Origin of the sequence: Dactylosporangium sp. CA-152071 (assembly GCF_050936335.1) — a bacterium.
In the GTDB taxonomy this organism is placed as follows: domain Bacteria; phylum Actinomycetota; class Actinomycetes; order Mycobacteriales; family Micromonosporaceae; genus Dactylosporangium; species Dactylosporangium maewongense.
Genome location: NZ_JBNJMZ010000001.1, coordinates 7729911 through 7746599 on the forward strand (window position 1 = coordinate 7729911; position 16689 = coordinate 7746599).

Sequence of the window (16689 nt, forward strand, 5' to 3'; positions counted from 1 at the left end):
GGCACCCCGGCCGAAAGGACGACCGGAGTGCCATACGGAGACGCCGTGCAGGGCCGGGACGCTAGCCTGACGCGACCCGTCGCAGCCGGGCCAGGTAGGTCTGCGCGACGACGACGAGCGCGATGAACGCCCCGCTGATCACCGTCTGCCACGCCGACGTGATCTTGCCGTCCTGGTTGATCAGGTTCTGGATCACCTGGAGCAGCAGGACGCCGGCGATCGTGCCGCCGAGGGTGCCGGCGCCGCCGGTCAGCAGGGTCCCGCCGACGACGACGGCGGCGATCGCGTCGAGCTCCATGCCGGTGCCCAGCACGGTGACTCCGGAGCCGAGCCGGGCCGCGTTGATCGCCCCGGCGAGGCCGGCGAGCAGCCCCGACAGGACGTAGACCTTGATCTGGGTGCCGCGGATCCGCACGCCCATCAGCCGGGCCGCGTCCTCGCTGCCGCCGAGGGCGTAGACGGACTGGCCGAAGCGGGTGCGGTACAGCGCGATCATGCCGATCACGAAGAGCACCACGACCAGGTAGACGGAGTATTTGACGCCGAGCAGCTCGCCCTTGCCGAAGTCCTTGAAGGCGCCGGGGTCCACGAGGTACGTGGTGCCGCCCTCGTTGGACAGGGCGAGCATGAGCCCGCGCGCGCCGAGCAGCCCGGCGAGGGTGACGATGAACGGCGCCAGCCTCGCGTACGCGATGACGAGCCCTTGCACGAGCCCGAACACCCCGCACACGGCGAGCGGCACGGCGAACGCGGCGGCGACGCCGTACTGCGACGCCCACGCGGCGAGGACCCCGCCGAGCACGTAGAGGGAGCCGACGGACAGGTCGATCCCGCCGGTGATGATCACGAAGGTCATGCCGAGCGCGATGAGGGCCGCCGGCGCCGCCGAGACGAGGATGGTGGCGGCGTTGTCGAAGCTGCGGAAGTTGTCGTACGCGACGAGACCGACGACGAGCACGATGCCGAGGACGGCGAGGGCGCCCTGGCGCTGGACGAGCTCGACGATCCGCTCGGTGCGCAGCGAGGCCGCCTCGGCCTTCTCGAGCTGGGGTTCGGCGACGAGGGTCATCGGGTCCTCCGTTCGCGGGCCGTGTAGACCGCGACCAGGATGATGACCGCCTGGACCATCTGGGCGGTCGAGTCCTTCAGGTTGTTGGCGATCATCGTCGCGGTCAGCAGCTGCATGAGGAACGCGCCGGCGACGGTGCCGAGGACGCGGACCTTCCCGCCGGTCAGCGGCGTGCCGCCGACGACGACGGCGGTGATCGCGGACAGCTCGATGAGCAGGCCGATGCGGGACGCGTCGGCGGAGCCGATCCGGGACACCTGGATCACGCCGGCGACGGCGGCGAGGACCGCGGCGATCATGTACACGCCGACCAGGACCCGCTTGACGGGGACGCCGGCGAGCTGCGCGGCGGCCCGGTTGTCGCCGATGGCGAGCAGCCGCCGGCCGAACACGGTGCGTCGGACGACGAACCCGACGACGACGGCGAGGACGGCGGCGATCCACACGGTGTAGGGCACGCCGAGGAACGCGTCGGTGCCGATGGCGAGGAAGTCCTTGTCGCGGATGTCCTTGTACTTGCCGTTGGACACGACCAGGGCGACGCCGCGGCCGGCGACGAGCATGGCGAGGGTCGCCACGATCGGCTGGAGGCCGACGAACGCGACGAGGCCGCCGTTGATGAGCCCCACGACCACGCCGCCGACGAGGGCGAGCACGATCGCCGGGACCATCCCGTACCCGAGGTACAGCGGGATGAGGGCGGCGCCGAGCGCCATCACGGACCCGACCGACAGGTCGATGCCCTCGGTGCCGATGACGAGCGCCATGCCGAGCGCGACGATGACGACCGGCGTCACCTGGACCAGCTGGATGCGCAGGTTGTTCCAGGCGAGGAAGTTGTCGGTGTAGACGATGTTGAACAGCACCAGGGCGGCGAGGGCGACGTACACCCCGTACAGGGGCAGCAGCCGGCGGACCGTGGCGCTGTTGAACGACGAGGAGGAGGACACGGCGGTGGTCATGACGCCGCCGTCGCGATCACGTTCATCAGATGCTCCGTTGTCACTTCTTCGCCGCGCAGCATGCCGGCGACGGCGCCGTCGCGCAGCACGACCACACGGTCGGAACCCTCGATGAGCTCCTCCGCGTCGGAGGAGACCAGCACGACGCCGAGGCCTTCGGCGGCCAGCTCGTCGATGAGCGCCTGGACCTCCGCCTTCGCGCCGACGTCGATGCCGCGGGTGGGCTCGTCCAGCAGCAGGACCTTCGGGCCGGTCGCGAGGAGGCGGGCGAGGAGGACCTTCTGCTGGTTGCCGCCGGACAGGTCGCCGACGCGCTGGTGCGGGCCGGACGCCTTGACCCGCAGCCGGGTCATGAAGGTCTCGACGATCTTGTCGATCTTGCGCTCGGAGACGATGCCGGCGGTCGACAGGCGGGGCAGGACCGCGAGGGCGATGTTCTCCCGGATCGACAGCCCGAGGGCGAGGCCCTCGGCCTTGCGGTCCTCGGGCTGCACGGCGATGCCGGCCTTCAGGGCGGCGACCGGGTTGGGCCGGCGCACGACGGTGCCGTCGATCTCGACGGTGCCGCGGTCCAGCGGCAGCGCGCCGGCGACGGCCTTGATGGTCTCGCTGCGGCCGGCGCCGAGCAGGCCGCCGAGGCCGACGACCTCGCCGGGGAGCACCTCGAAGCTGACGCCGGTGAGCTTGTGCCGGCTGTTGAGGTCGGCGACCCGCAGCACGGGCTTGCTGTCGGCGGCCGCGTGCTCGCCGCCGAAGCTGGTGAAGCCTTCCTTGCGGACCTCGGACATGGGCCGGCCGAGCATGTGCGAGACGAGCTGCAGCCGGTCGAGGTCCTTGATGAGGCCGGTGTGCACGAGCTTGCCGTCGCGCAGGACGGTGACACGGTCGCAGATGCGGTACAGCTCGTCGAGGCGGTGGCTGACGTAAATGATGCCGACGCCGCGCTCGTGGAGGCGCGCGATGACGCCGAAGAGGGTCTCGACCTCGCGGGGTTCGAGCGAGGAGGTCGGCTCGTCCATGACGACGACGCGGGCGTCGACCGTGACGGCCCGGGCGAGGGCGACCATCTGCTGCGCGCCGAGCGCCATGAGGCCCAGCGGGCGGCGCACGTCGGAGGTGATGCCGTAGCCGGCGAGGATCTCGGCCGCCTCCCGGTTCATGCGGGAGACGTCGACGAGGCCGAGCCGGTTGCGGGGTTCCCGGCCGAGGAAGAGGTTCCGCGCCACGCTCATCAGCGGGACGAGGTTGACCTCCTGGTAGATCGTGGAGATGCCGGCCGCCTGCGCGTCGAGCGGGCCGTTGAACGTGACGGGCTGCCCCAGGTGCCGCAGGTCGCCGCCGTCGGGCTGGTAGACGCCGGTGAGGACCTTGATCAGGGTCGACTTGCCGGCCCCGTTCTCACCGACGAGGGCGTGCACCTCGCCGGCGCGCAGGGTGAACGAGACGTCGTCGAGGGCGCGCACCCCCGGGAACTGTTTGCTGACGCCTGCCACTTCGAGCAGCGGCGCGTCCGGAGCGGACATGCGAGAGGTCCCATCTAGAAGAAAGCCCAGGCCGGGATCATCCCCGACCTGGGCCATGCTGCGACAGCCAGCTGCGAACGGTCAGTGGGTCAGTACGCGAGGCCCAGGTCGGCCGCGGCATTGGTGGAGTCGTACTCGCGGTCGGAGATGATGATGTTCTCCGCGATCTCCTCGCCGTTGAAGAACTTGGCGGCGGTGCCGAACGCGAGCGGGCCGAAGCGCGGGTTGGACTCGATGACCGAGTAGATCCAGCCGTCGACGATGCCCTGCACGGCGCCCTTGGTGCCGTCGATGGTGACGATCTTGACGTCGCCGGCCTTCTTGCTGGCGCCCTTCAGGGCCGTGATCGCGCCGAGCGCCATCTCGTCGTTCTCGGCGTAGATGCCGTTGATGTTGGGCTTGGACTGCAGCAGCTGCTCGGAGACCTTCTGGCCCTCCTCGCGGGAGAACTGGCCGGTCTGCTCGAACTCGATCTTGATGTTCGGGGCGACCTTGGCGATCTGCTCCTTGAACCCGTTGGTCCGCAGCGTGGTCACGTTGTTGCCGGGGGCGCCGAGCAGGATGGCGACCGTGCCCGTGTTGTTGAGGGCCTTGGCCATCTTGTCGGCCGCGCGCTTGCCCTGCTCGTAGAAGTCCGAACCGATGAAGGTCAGGAAGTCGGTGCAGTGCTTCGCGTTGATCTTCCGGTCGATCGTGACGATCGGGACCTTCTTCGCGGCGGCCTTCTGGAACACCGAGTCCCAGCCGTCGGAGTTGAGCGGCGCGATGATCAGCAGCTGCACGCCCTGGTCGATCAGGGTGCTGACGTCGGTGATCTGCTTGTCGAACTTCGTGTCCGCGTTGGTCAGCTTCAGGTTGGCGGCCGGGATGCCCAGCTTCGCCGCCTCGTCCTTGATGGACTGCGTCTCGGCGATGCGGAACGGGTTGGCCTCCTTCTCCGACTGGGAGAAGCCGATGGTGGCCGTCTTCAGGTCGATCTTGGTGCCGCCGAACTTGGTGAGCGTGCAGGTGGAGCCTCCGGCGGCGGCGGACTTCGTCGTCTGCACCGCGGCCGAGCTGTCGGCGGTGGTCTTCGCGGCCGGGTCGTCCTCGGACTTCGCGCAGCCGGTCAGCAGCAGGGCGGAGGCGCTGAGAACGGCCAGGGCAGGCCGCCAGCGGCCACGCAAATCGATCATGTCGGGTCACTCCCTTGAGCGAGGGGGACCGCGGCGTGAGGCACGCCGCGTTCGGGGTGTACCGCATTCACTCATCCTCCAACTTTTTCTGTCAAGACTTTCCACCCACCCGACCAAAACCAAACACCAACTGTCACATGTTCGAGACCTTGCCGAAGTTGTCCCGACACCGAGGCGATCGATCGTGTCCATTCGCGCTTGCGTATGCCACAATATTCAACACTTTCGATCTTACTCAACCTGGGAGCTGGGATGAACCGAAGTCCCCGGGCGCTGACGCGCGCCCTGACGGCCGCCGCCACGGCCCTGCTCGCATCAACAGTCATCACTTCGATCGCGACAAAACCGGCGTCCGCCACCGCCACCCCGCAGCCCGGTCCCGTCACCGCCCCCGTGATGGGGTGGAACAGCTGGAACCGGTTCGGCTGCAACATCGACGAGAACCTCATCAAGGCGACCGCCGACGCCATGGTGAGCACCGGGCTGAAGGCGTCCGGGTACACGTACGTCAACATCGACGACTGCTGGATGGCCTCGACCCGCGACGCCCAGGGCCGCCTGCGCCCCGACCCCGTCCGCTTCCCCGGCGGGATCGCCGCCATCGCCGACTACGTGCACGCCCGCGGGCTGAAGCTCGGCATCTACTCCTCGGCGGGCACCGCCACCTGCCAGGGCCTGCCGGCCAGCCTCGACCACGAGACCGTCGACGCGCAGACGTGGGCGTCCTGGGGGATCGACCTGCTCAAGTACGACAACTGCAACAACCAGGGCCGCCCCGCCGCGCAGCGGTACAAGGCGATGGGCGACGCGCTGAAGGCCACCGGCCGGCACATCGTCTACAGCATCTGCAACTGGGGCGACGACGCGCCGTGGGAGTTCGCGCCGAACACCGGCGGCAGCCTGTGGCGCACCACCGGCGACATCAACGCCAGCTGGGGCAGCGTCACGTCGCTGCTGGACCAGCAGGCGGGCCTGGAGACGTTCGCGCGCAAGGGGTACTACAACGACCCCGACATGCTCGAGGTCGGCAACGGCCCGCTCACCGCCGACGAGAACGTCGCGCACTTCTCGCTCTGGTCGCTGCTGTCCTCGCCGCTGCTGCTCGGCAACGACCTGCGCAGCGTCCCCGCGGCCACGCTCAACGTGCTGCGCAACGCCGACGTCATCGCCGTCAACCAGGACTGGGGCGGCTCACAGGGCCGCCGCATGGCCGACTTCGGCGACACCGAGGTGTGGGCGAAACCGATGAGCGACGGGTCGGTCGCGGCCGTGCTGTTCAACCGCGGCGGCGCCGCCGCCTCGATCAGCACCACGACCGCCGCCCTCGGCATCGGCGGCTCCAGCTCGTACACCACGAAGAACCTCTGGACGGGAGCGACCGGCACCACGTCGGGCACGCTCTCGGCGACCGTCCCGTCGCACGGCGTCGCGATGTTCCGGGTGACCCGCGCCGGGACCCTCGCGGCCGCGCCCGCCGCCGGCACCCTCCAGGTGAGCGACCTGCCGTGGCTCGCCTCCAGCGGCGGCTGGGGCCCCGTCGAACGCGACCGCGCCAACGGTGAACAGGCCGCCGGCGACGGCGCCGCCCTGAACATCGGCGGGACCGCGTTCACCAAGGGCATCGGCGCCCACGCCGACGCCGCCGTCCACGTCTGGCTCGGCCGCGCCTGCCGCACGTTCACCGCCCAGGTCGGCGTCGACGCCGAGGCCGGCGCCAACGGTTCCGTGCGGTTCGCGGTGTACGGCGACGGCCGGCTCCTCGGGTACACGGGCGTGAAGACCGGCGGCCAGGCACCCACCAGGCTGACCGTGTCCACCGGCGGCTACCTGACGCTGGAGCTGCGCGCCACCGACGCTCGCAACGGCATCAGCTACGACCACGCCGACTGGGGCGCACCCACGCTCGTGTGCGGCGGCAGCGGCGCCGGTACGGCCGTCAGCGACCGCACCTGGGGCACCGCCACCAACGGCTGGGGGCCGGCGGAGCGCGACACCTCCAACGGCGAGCAGGCCGCCGGCGACGGCAGCGTCATCACCGTCGGCGGGGTCAGCTACCCGAAGGGCGTCGGCGTCCACGCCGCCGGCGACGTCACCGTGCCCCTCGGCGGCACGTGCAGCCGGTTCACCGCCGTCGCCGGCATCGACGCGGAGGTCGGCACGTCCTCGACCGGGGTGGTGTTCAGCGTCGTCGCCGACGGCGTCACGCTGTGGACCAGCCCGACCGTGACCGCGGCGGCACCCGTCGCCGTCGACGTGGCCGTCAGCGGGCGCACCAACCTGCGGCTCGTGACCGCGGGGGCCGGTTCGATCGACTACGACCACGCCGACTGGGCCGACGCCCGGCTGACGTGCTGACTCACCTGCCTCACCTGCTGAGGCTGTAGGTGCCCTGACCGGGTGTCACCACGAAGGTGTCGGGAGGCGTGAAGCCGTTCGCGGCGAACGCCTCCCGCACCGCCGTCTCCACCGCGTCGCAGCCCTCCTCGTCGACCAGCGCCAGGACGCAGCCGCCGAAACCGCCGCCGGTCATCCGGGCGCCGTGCGCGCCGTGCTCGAGCGCCACCCGCACCGCGGTGTCGACCTGCGGCACCGTGATCTCGTAGTCGTCGCGCATCGACTCGTGCGACGCCGTCATCAGCGGTCCCGCCGCGCGCAGGTCACCGGCGCGCAGCACGTCGACCGTGTCCAGGACCCGCTGGTTCTCCGTCACCACGTGCCGGACCCGGCGGCGCATGGTCTCGTCGTCGAGCTTGGCGAGGGCGTCGGGCAGCCCGTCGACGTCGACGTCGCGCAGCGCCGTTACCCCCAGGATCGCCGCCGCCTCCTCACACGCCCGGCGGCGGGCCGCGTACTCGCCGTCGACGTGCGCGTGCGGCGCCTTGCTGTCCACCACCAGGATCTTCAGACCGGCGCCGGCGAGGTCGAACGGCACCTGCTCCGTCGCCAGGGACCGGCAGTCCAGGAACAGGGCGTGACCCTCCCGGCACAGCGTCGACGCGGCCTGGTCCATGATGCCGGTCGGGGCGCCCACGTACTCGTTCTCGGCGCGCTGCGCGAGCCGCGGCCGGTCCCGCATCGGCACGTCCACGCCGGCCAGGTCCACCAGCACGGCCATGACGGCGCACTCCAGGGCGGCCGAGGACGACAGCCCCGCGCCGAACGGCACGTCGGAGGCGATGGTCAGGGTCGCGCCCGGCACGTCGACGCCGGCCTCGCGCAGCGCCCACACGACGGCCGCCACGTAGGACGCCCAGCCTTCGACCTTGTCTTCCAGATCGAAGATCACTGTTTCGCCCGTTTGCTCGGACGTGACCTGCCAGCTTTTTTGAGCGAGCCGGCTGCCGCTCACGGCGGTCGCGTGGGGGAGGGCGAACGGCAGCACGAAGCCGTCGTTGTAGTCGGTGTGCTCGCCGATGAGGTTGACCCTGCCGGGGCTCGCCCACATGCTGGCGGCCTTCGTGAGGCGCTCCGCGGCCGTCGTCACAGCTGGACCTCCCGCAGCATCGCGGCGGCCTGCTCCGGCCGCACGTCGTTGACGAACACACCCATGCCGGACTCGGACCCGGCGAGGTACTTGAGCTTGCCCGGCGCCCGCCGGGTGCTGAACAGCTGCAGGTGCAGGTAGGCCAGGTGCCGGTCGACCCGGACCGGCGCCTGGTGCCACGCCGCGATGTACGGCATCTGCAGCCCGAACATGCCGTCGAGGCGCCGCAGCACCTCCAGGTAGATCGGGGCGAACGTGTCGCGCTCCGACGGGGTCAGCGCCGGGATGTCGGGGACCTGCCGGTGCGGGTACAGGTGGACCTCGAACGGCCACCGCGCGACCGCCGGCACGAACGCCGTCCAGTGCACGTTCTGCGCGACGACCCGCGACCCGTCGGCGCGCTCGGCCGCCAGCACGTCGGCGAACAGGTTGCCCTCGTGCGCCCGGGCCGACTCCAGCATCCGGCGGGTGCGCGGCGTGACGAACGGGTACGCGTAGATCTGCCCGTGCGGGTGCGACAGCGTCACGCCGATCTCGGTGCCCCGGTTCTCGAAGCAGAAGACCTGCTCGACGTCGTCGCGGGTCGACAGGTCGGCGGTGCGGTCCGCCCACGCCTCCATCACGGTGCGGACCCGGGCCTGCGACAGCGACGCGAACGACGCGTTGTGGTCGGAGGTGAAGCAAACGACCTCGCAACGGCCCGCGCCCGGCCGGGTCGGCACCAGCCCCGGCAGGATGTCGCCCTGCTCCGGCCCGACCCGGTGGCTGAACGACGGGAACCGGTTCTCGAACACGACCACGTCGTACTCGCTCGCGGGGATCTCGCTCTGCCACGCCGGCGATGACGGGCACAGCGGGCACTCGTCCGACGGCGGATGGAACGTCCTGGACTGCCGGTGCGCGGCGATGGCCACCCACTCATCGAGGATGGGGTCGTGACGCATCTCTGACGCGGCGGGCGGGGGCGGTAGCTCCCGCAGGTCGACGGCGTCCCTGGACGCGTCGTCGCGTTCGTCGAAGTAGATGAGTTCCCGACCGTCGGCGAGGTGGGTGACCGTGCGCTTCACTCGTTCTCCAGTTGGGGTGGCTAACCGTTCGGATCGACCACGATGAGTTCACCGACGCGCTCAGCGAGCTGCACCCGTGCCTCGGCGGGAAGCCCGACGTCGGTGATGAGGATGTCCGCCTCGTCGAGCGGGGTGATGGTGGCGATGCCGACCATCTCCCACTTGGTGTGGTCGGCGAGCACGACCAGCCTGCGGGCGGCGGAGACCATCAGGCGGTTGGTGCCGGCCTCCATGAGGTTCGGCGTGGTGAAACCGGTGCGCGGGCTCATGCCGTGCACACCGAGGAACAGCACGTCGACGTTGAGGGAGCCGATCGCCGCCTCGGCGACCGGGCCGGCGAGGGCGTCGGACGGGGTGCGGATACCGCCGGTGAGCACGACCGTCTGGTCGGGCCTGCCGGCGTGGTACAGGGTGTCGGCGACCGGGATCGAGTTCGTGACGATGGTCAGTCCCGGGACATCGACCAGGTGCGCGGCGAGCGCCGCCGTGGTGGTGCCGGCGGACAGCGCCACCGCCGTGTGGGGTTCGATGAGCTTGGCGGCCCGCTCGACGATCGCGGCCTTCTCGTTGCGCTGACGCACCGACTTGGCGTCGAAGCCGGGCTCCTCGGTGGATCCGGGGCCGGCGATGGTGGCACCGCCGTGCACCTTGTCGACCAGGCCGCGGTCGGCCAGTGCCTCGAGGTCGCGGCGGATGGTCATGTCGGATACGCCGAACTGGCGCACCAACTGGCTCACCCGAACGCCACCGTGCCGGCGCACCAGATCCAGAATGGCCGTTTGACGTTGCTGTGCGAGCATCACGCCGTTCCCTTCGCAGGCGCAGCGGCTGGCGCGGCTGCGCGGATGGCAAATCCCATCGCAGATTCCAACGCAGACGTTACGTCGCCAGAGACGGTGTGCACCCCGGTGGCCCGGCCGAAACTGACGGCCGGGTGGACACCCCCTTGAAGGGCGGCAAGGTGCGCTCGCATGCGCTACAGCTTCGAACCTAGCCGACCAGAAGTCAACAAACTCGAACAGAGAACTGTGCGAACGATGTTCAGAAGGGTGTGGTTCCTACCGTGGTCAAACGTTGGGTGGCCCGGGACAACGCCACGTAGAGCGTCCTGAACCCGGTCTTCGCCTCGTCCCTGATCTGCGCCGGCTCGACCACCAGGACCGCGTCGTACTCCATGCCCTTCGAGTCCAGCGCACCCACCGTCTGCAGCCGCTCGTCCAGCCCCGCGACCCACTTGGCGACCTCGTCGCGGCGGGCCGTGGGCGTGATCACCCCGACCGTGCCCTCGACCTGGTCCAGAAGCGTCTGAGCGGCCGCCCGGGTCGCCGCCTCCAGCTCCGGTGCCGTCACGGTCGTCAGTACGGGCTTCTCGTTTGAGGAGCGCACTGCCGTCGGCAGCTCGATGTCCGGCTGCGCCTTGCGGATGACCCGCGCCGCCACCTCGAAGATCTCCGCCGAGTTGCGGTAGTTCGTGGTCAGCGTGAACGCCGACCGGCGCCGGGTGCCGATCGCGCCGTCCATCGCACGCTCCGCCTCCGCCGCGTCGTCCCACGCCGCCTGCGCCGGGTCACCGACGATCGTCCACGTCGCGTTCGGCCCGCGACGGCCGATCATCCGCCACTGCATCGGCGACACGTCCTGCGACTCGTCGACGATGATGTGCGCGTAGTCGCGGTAGTCCGCCGGACGCTCCACCGCCTGCGCCCGCGCCGCCGCCATCCGGTCCGCGTACGTGGTGACCTCCCGGACCCCCTCCGCCACATGGAACGGATCCCGCGCCACCCGCTTGCGCACCGGCGGGTCGCCGAGCAGCTCCTGCAGCTCGTCGAGCAGCGCCACGTCCTCCACCGACGGGTCGTCCGGCCGGATCGACCCGGCGAGGACCGCGATCTCCCGGTTGCTCAGCACCCCGTTCGCCCACCGCGACAACCGGTGACGGTCCGTGAGCCAGCCGAGCACCTCCGCCGGCCGCAGCACCGGCCACCAGCCCCGCATGAAAGTTACGAACTCGGGCCGCTCCGCGATGTCCGGCGCGAACTCCTCCCGCTTCTGCTGCCGGCCCGACGGCAGCAGCTCCACGCTCTGCCGCCACAACGCGTCGAGCACGTGCCCGGCCGCCTTCGCCCGCGCGGCGTTGCGGCGCACCCCCAGGTTCAGCACCGTGCGACGCAGCTCGTCGAGCGCCGGACGCTCCAGGACCAGCAGCTCCCCGCGGTACAACAGCCGAATCCGCTCAGGCGAGTCCGGCACCGGGCCGCGGGCGGCACGGCTCAGCACCCGCTGCATGCGCAGCGAACCCTTGATCGCGGCCACCTCCGGCCGCTCGTGCCGGGTGCCCTGGACCCCCTCGAGCAGCTGCCCCAGCGACCGCAGCGACGCGGTGTCCTCGCCGAGCGACGGCAGCACCCGCGACACGTACCCGACGAACACGTCCGACGGGCCGACGACGAGCACCCCGCCCGACTCGTACCGGTTACGGTCCGCATACAGCAGGTACGCGGCGCGGTGCAGGGCGACCGCCGTCTTGCCGGTGCCGGGCCCGCCACGGACGATCGTCACACCCAGGCTGGGGGAGCGGATCGCGTCGTCCTGCTCCCGCTGGATCGTGGCGACGATGTCCTTCATGCCGGTGCCCGTCGCGCGCGACAGGTTCGCCAGCAGCGCCCCGTCGCCGATCACCGCCATGTCGCTCGGCGCCGCCTCCGGATCCAGCAGGTCGTCCTCGATGCTGACGACCTTCTCGTTGCTGCTGCGGATGCTGCGCCGCCGCACGACCCCCATCCGGTCGGCGGGGGTGGCCCGGTAGAACGGCGCCGCCGCGGGCGCCCGCCAGTCGACCACGAGCGACTCGTACGTCTCGTCGCGCAGCCCCAACCGGCCGATGTAACGCACCTCACCGCCGGGCACGACCGGGTCCGCGGACGCGGCGTCCTTGCCGTCGCCGGACCGGCCGTCGGGGCCGAGGTCCAGGCGGCCGAAGACGAGACCGTCGTGCTCGCTCTCCAGGGCGCGGCGGCGCTTCGCGGCGTGATACACCATCGCGTCGCGCTCCACCAGCGCGCCGAAGTTGCCGACCCTGGCGAGGCTGTAACCCTCGCGCTCGACCTCAGCCGCATTGATCCGCAGCTGGTCGAGGCGGGTGTAGACCCGGTCGAGGTAAGCCTGCTCGGCGGCGATCTCCGACTCGCGAACCGCGTCGTTCAACGCCCCACCCCTATGCACCGGGTTAAAAACAACCCTACGAGCCTACTGCGCCGCCGCTCCCGCGAAGTGGTCGCGGGGGTCTTCCCGGCGCTTCTCCGGGATCCTTGGCGAGGTTCCTCGCGCTTCTACGGGGCCCTTGCCTGGGCTTCTCGCGCTTTTACAGGGTCCTTGGCGGGGCTTCTCGCGCTTTTACGGGGTGGTGGCGGGGGTCTTCTCGGCTTCCTCGCGCATTGCCCGGGCCTCCGCGGCTGCCTTGCGGCGCAGGTACCACGTCGTGGCGAGACCGGCGACGACCGCGACCGCGAGCGCGATCCAGGAGAAGTCCTTCAGCCACTTCTCCGCCACCCGGCCCACCGAGTAGATCGCGAACACCGTGCCGAACGCCCAGGTCAGACCGCCCAGCGCATTGGCGGCGAGAAACTTGCCATACGGCACCCGCAGCGCACCGGCCAGCGGACCGGCGAGGATGCGCAGCAGCGCGATGAACCGGCCGAAGAACACCGCCCACACGCCCCACCGCTGGAACGCCCGCTCGGCCTTCGCCAGGTGCGTGGGCCCGAAATGCTTCGGGAACCGCCGGCCGACCCGCTCGAGCAGGTGCCGCCCGCCCCGCCGGCCGATGAAGTAGCCGATCGAGTCACCGATGATCGCCCCCGCCGACGCCGACCCGGCCACCATCCACGGGTCGATCTTCGTCGTGACGGACAGCAACGACGCCGTGACGAGCGTGATCTCGCCCGGCACCGGGATCCCCATGCTCTCGATCCCGATCACGCCGCCGACCAGCAGGTAGACCCAGATCGGCGACAGCGTCGCCATCCACGTCTCGATGTGATGCACAGTCGCCTCCCCGCGGTCGCCCCGCTGGCTATTGTCGTGCCTTCGTGCTGTGCGTTCGCTGTGGCTCCACCTTTGCCGCGGCCTCCACCTTCTCATACCGTGGCGACCGTGACATGGATGGTGTACGGCGCCAACGGTTACAGTGGGTCACTACTTGCCCGGCTCGCGGCCGCCCGCGGTGAGCGCCCCGTGCTCGCCGGCCGCTCCGCCGCCGTGGCCGGCATCGCGGACCCGCTCGGCCTGCCGCACCGGTCGTTCCCGCTCACCGCACCCGACCTGTCCGGCGTCAGCGCGGTCGTCAACTGCGCCGGCCCGTTCGCCGCCACCGCCCGCCCCATCGTCGAGGCCTGCCTCGCCGCCGGCGTGCACTACCTCGACATCACCGGCGAGCTCGACGTCTTCGACTGGATGCTCGCCCAGTCACCCCGCGCCGCGACCGCCGGCGTGGTCCTTCTGACCGGCGCCGGCTTCGATGTCGTCCCCACCGACTGCCTCGCCGCGATGCTCACCGCCGCCATGCCCGGCGCCGTGCGGCTGGAGCTCGCCTTCGACGCCCCGGGCGGCCTCAGCCGCGGCACCGCCCGCACCAGCCTCGCCGAGGCCGCGTCCGGCGCCCGCCGCCGGGTGGACGGCCGCCTCGTCGAGACCCCGTTCGGCACCCCCTCCCGCACCGTCCCCTTCCCGTCAGGCCCACGCCCCGTCGGCGCCACCCGCTGGGGCGACCTCGTGACCGCCTACCACTCGACCGGCGTGCCCGACATCACCGTGTACATGCGGCTGCCCCGCAACGCCGCGTCGCCGCTCGTGCGGCTGCTCCGGCTCGCCCCGCTGCGCGCGGTCGCCCGAGCCCTGATCCCTGCCGGCGGCCCCTCCGAGACCCGCCGCGCGACAACCGGCTGCGAGGTCTGGGGCGAAGTGACAGACGCCTCCGGCGCCACCCTCACCGCCACCTTGACCGGCCCCAACGCCTACGCCCTGACCGCCGACGCCTCCCTCCGCGCCGTCCAGGCAGTCCTCGCCGGCGGCATCCCCCCAGGCACACACACCCCGGCGACCGCACTGGGCCCGGCCTTCGTACAAACCCTGGACGGCGTGACCGTCACCCCACCCCACTGACCGGCCCTGTGACGGCGGGGGTACTGTGGGTGCCACGCCGACAAGAAATTTTTTCGGCTGTGCTACGGTCGGATGAGCCGGTCGCGCCGCCGGGGTCGGACTCCAGACACTCCTCGGAGCGGACCTCGCGTCAAACGCCGGTCGACGTCTCGGAGCGGACCTCGCGTCAACGCCGGTCGACGTGGACGTGGACGTGGCCTTGCCCGCAGCACCGCTCGCCCCCGCGCACGGGCCCGCGGCACCGCGGGCGTCGCGGGCATCGCGGGCGTCGCACGGACCCGTGCGCATCGCTGTCGCGGTGCACGGGGCTGCGGCGGTGGATGGGTCGGCTGCGGCGGTGCATGGGTCCGCCGTTGCTTGCGACGGCGTACGGGTCGAGTCGCTGCGGCGGTGCACGCGTGCGCGGCACGGGTCGACGTCGCTGCGGCGGTGCACGCGTGCGCGGCAGTTGCTGCCGCGCCATCGATGTGCTTTGCCCGCGCCGTCGTTGTGCGCCGCTGCCGCGCCGTCGATTTGCTTTGTCGGCGCCGTCGTTGTGCCTTGCCTGTGCCGTCGGGCCGCCGTCGCGCTGTCTCGGGGTCGGCCGTCAGGCCGCCGTCGCGCTGATCTCGGGTTCGCCGGCGCCGGTCTCGATGACAGTGGGAAGGGACTGCGGGGGTTCGGTGGCCGCGGGAGTGGATGGTGGAGGGCCGGCGGCCGTCTTCGCGGCGGGTGTGGTCGCGGTCGGCGCGGGGGTGGCCGACTCGGCGGCCGTGGTCGTGCCGCTCGTGACCTTGACGGCCGTCACCGTTGAGGTTGCGGCAGCCGTGACCTCGACGGTCTTGCGCGCCGAGGGTGCGGTGGGCGTGACCTTGACGGGTTTTCGGGCTGTGGGTGCGGTGGGCGTGACCTTGACGGGTTTGCGGGCCGAGGGTGCGGTGGGCGTGGCTGCGGCGGGCTTGCGGGCAGACGGTGCGGCGGGCGTGACCTTGACGGTCTTGGGTGCTGGAGTTGGGGTGGGTGTGACCTTGACGGTCTTGCGGGCAGAAGTTGTGGTCGGCGTGACCTTGACGGTGCTGCGCGCCGGCGTTGCGGTGGGCGTGACCTTGACGGTTGTGTGCGTGGGGTTTGCGGTGGGTGGGAGCTTGACGGGCTTGGGGGGTGGGGTTGCGGTACGCGGGCGGTGGCGGGCCATGCGGATGGTGTTCGCGGCGCGGCGGATCACATCGGCGATGGCGTCGGTGACGGCGTCGGGGCGTTCGATGGGCAGCATGTGGCCGGCGTCGTCGCAGGTGATCAGCTCGGCGTCGGGGAGTTCGCGCGTGATCGTCTCGGCGCAGGCGGGGGGTGTCAGCCGGTCCAGGGTGCCGACCAGGACCGCGACCGGCAGGCCGCGCATCGCGGCCAGGGTCTCCACGCGGTGGTGGAGGTCGACCGAAGGGCGGAAGCCGCCGATCGCGCACAGGGGGGCGTTGCCGACCATCGAGGCGGTCAGGGCCACCCAGGACGTGTCGACGCGGTCGCCGAAGACGAGCCAGCGGACGCCGGGGGACAGCAGGGGCATCAGGCGGCGGTGGGGGCGCCATGCGCCGGAGCGGGCGAGCAGGCCGGCGCCCTGGATCTCGAGGATCCGCATGACGCGGGCGAGGCGTGGGCTCAGGCCGTAGCTGGTGCGGGACGAGCCCTCCGCGGACGTCGAGATGAGGACCACGCCGACGACGCGGGCGGCGAAGGCCTTGGCGTGGCGTTGGGCGTACTCCATGATCGCCATGCCGCCGAGGGAGTGGCCGACGAGGACGACGGGGCCTTCGGGCACCAGCTGGGTCACGACCTCGGCCAGGTCGTCGCCGAGCTGTTCGAGGGTCGCGTCGGTGCCGGAGGTCGCGGAGGAGCGGCCGTGGCCGCGCAGGTCGAAGGCGAGCAGCTGGACGGGCCTCGTCGTGAACGTGGCGAGGCGGGCCGGGAGATCGGCGATCTGCTGCCGCCAGAGGCGGTTGTCGAGCGTCCAGCCGTGCAGGAGGACCACCGTGACGGGGGTCCGTGCCGCACCGTGCGCCGCCGGAGCGGGGTCAGGCATGTGCAGCACGCTGTACAGGCGGGCGCCGTCCGGGAGCCTCACACTGGGGGATGAGACGACGGTACCCATGAACCATTGTTACCCGGAAGTACGTCGAACTACCCCGGCGATCTTCGGGAGCATTTCCGGAGTGATGGAGTGACACGGCCGCCGCCCGGGTCCCGGGCGGCGGCCGTGTGGAAGAGCTGTGCGG

12 protein-coding genes are annotated in these 16689 nt (G+C 71.3%); 2 read left to right on the forward strand and 10 right to left on the reverse strand.

All coding sequences use genetic code 11. The features are described from left to right. Positions 1–61 precede the first annotated feature (61 nt). From ACQEVZ_RS34880 to ACQEVZ_RS34895, 4 genes are all read right to left on the reverse strand, one after another. On the reverse strand, positions 62–1069 hold the full coding sequence (locus tag ACQEVZ_RS34880) for an ABC transporter permease (RefSeq protein WP_433374417.1): 1008 nt from the start codon (positions 1067–1069) through the stop codon (positions 62–64). Beyond that, positions 1066–2031, reverse strand: coding sequence for an ABC transporter permease (locus tag ACQEVZ_RS34885; protein ID WP_344506139.1), 966 nt, complete (start codon positions 2029–2031; stop codon positions 1066–1068). Before ACQEVZ_RS34885 ends, ACQEVZ_RS34880 begins: the two co-directional genes overlap by 4 nt. Then, positions 2028–3554, reverse strand: a complete 1527-nt coding sequence (locus ACQEVZ_RS34890) for a sugar ABC transporter ATP-binding protein (protein WP_433374421.1) — start codon at positions 3552–3554, stop codon at positions 2028–2030. The genes ACQEVZ_RS34885 and ACQEVZ_RS34890 overlap by 4 nt, the downstream gene beginning before the upstream one ends. 89 nt (positions 3555–3643) lie before the next feature. Further along, complete coding sequence (locus ACQEVZ_RS34895; RefSeq protein WP_433374424.1) at positions 3644–4729, reverse strand: ABC transporter substrate-binding protein; 1086 nt, start codon at positions 4727–4729, stop codon at positions 3644–3646. 252 nt (positions 4730–4981) lie between these two features. Here ACQEVZ_RS34895 and ACQEVZ_RS34900 point away from each other — a divergent pair, with 252 nt between their 5' ends. Next, positions 4982–7084, forward strand: a complete 2103-nt coding sequence (locus tag ACQEVZ_RS34900; RefSeq protein WP_433374427.1) for an NPCBM/NEW2 domain-containing protein — start codon at positions 4982–4984, stop codon at positions 7082–7084. Positions 7085–7094: 10 nt separating this feature from the next. Here the strand turns inward: ACQEVZ_RS34900 and galK are convergent, their stop codons facing one another. The 5 genes from galK to ACQEVZ_RS34925 form a co-directional block, all read right to left on the reverse strand. Further along, on the reverse strand, positions 7095–8174 hold the full coding sequence (gene galK / locus ACQEVZ_RS34905) for a galactokinase (RefSeq protein ID WP_354891446.1): 1080 nt from the start codon (positions 8172–8174) through the stop codon (positions 7095–7097). Between the two features lie 35 nt (positions 8175–8209). Next, complete coding sequence (galT, locus tag ACQEVZ_RS34910) at positions 8210–9280, reverse strand: galactose-1-phosphate uridylyltransferase (protein WP_433374430.1); 1071 nt, start codon at positions 9278–9280, stop codon at positions 8210–8212. Positions 9281–9300: 20 nt separating this feature from the next. Beyond that, the gene (locus ACQEVZ_RS34915) at positions 9301–10080 is read right to left on the reverse strand and encodes a DeoR/GlpR family DNA-binding transcription regulator (RefSeq protein WP_033362424.1); all 780 of its coding nucleotides are present in this window, start codon (positions 10078–10080) and stop codon (positions 9301–9303) included. 241 nt (positions 10081–10321) lie between these two features. Next, positions 10322–12484 carry a HelD family protein gene (locus ACQEVZ_RS34920; RefSeq protein WP_344506144.1) on the reverse strand — a complete coding sequence of 721 codons (2163 nt, stop codon included), beginning with the start codon at positions 12482–12484 and terminating at the stop codon, positions 10322–10324. Between the two features lie 189 nt (positions 12485–12673). After that, on the reverse strand, positions 12674–13324 hold the full coding sequence (locus tag ACQEVZ_RS34925) for a DedA family protein (protein WP_433374435.1): 651 nt from the start codon (positions 13322–13324) through the stop codon (positions 12674–12676). Between the two features lie 117 nt (positions 13325–13441). Here ACQEVZ_RS34925 and ACQEVZ_RS34930 point away from each other — a divergent pair, with 117 nt between their 5' ends. Continuing rightward, entirely contained in the window at positions 13442–14440 is a 999-nt protein-coding gene (locus ACQEVZ_RS34930) for a saccharopine dehydrogenase family protein (protein ID WP_433377144.1), read from the forward strand. 586 nt (positions 14441–15026) lie between these two features. Here the strand turns inward: ACQEVZ_RS34930 and ACQEVZ_RS34935 are convergent. Continuing rightward, complete coding sequence (locus tag ACQEVZ_RS34935; protein WP_433374438.1) at positions 15027–16496, reverse strand: alpha/beta fold hydrolase; 1470 nt, start codon at positions 16494–16496, stop codon at positions 15027–15029. Positions 16497–16689: the final 193 nt, after the last annotated feature.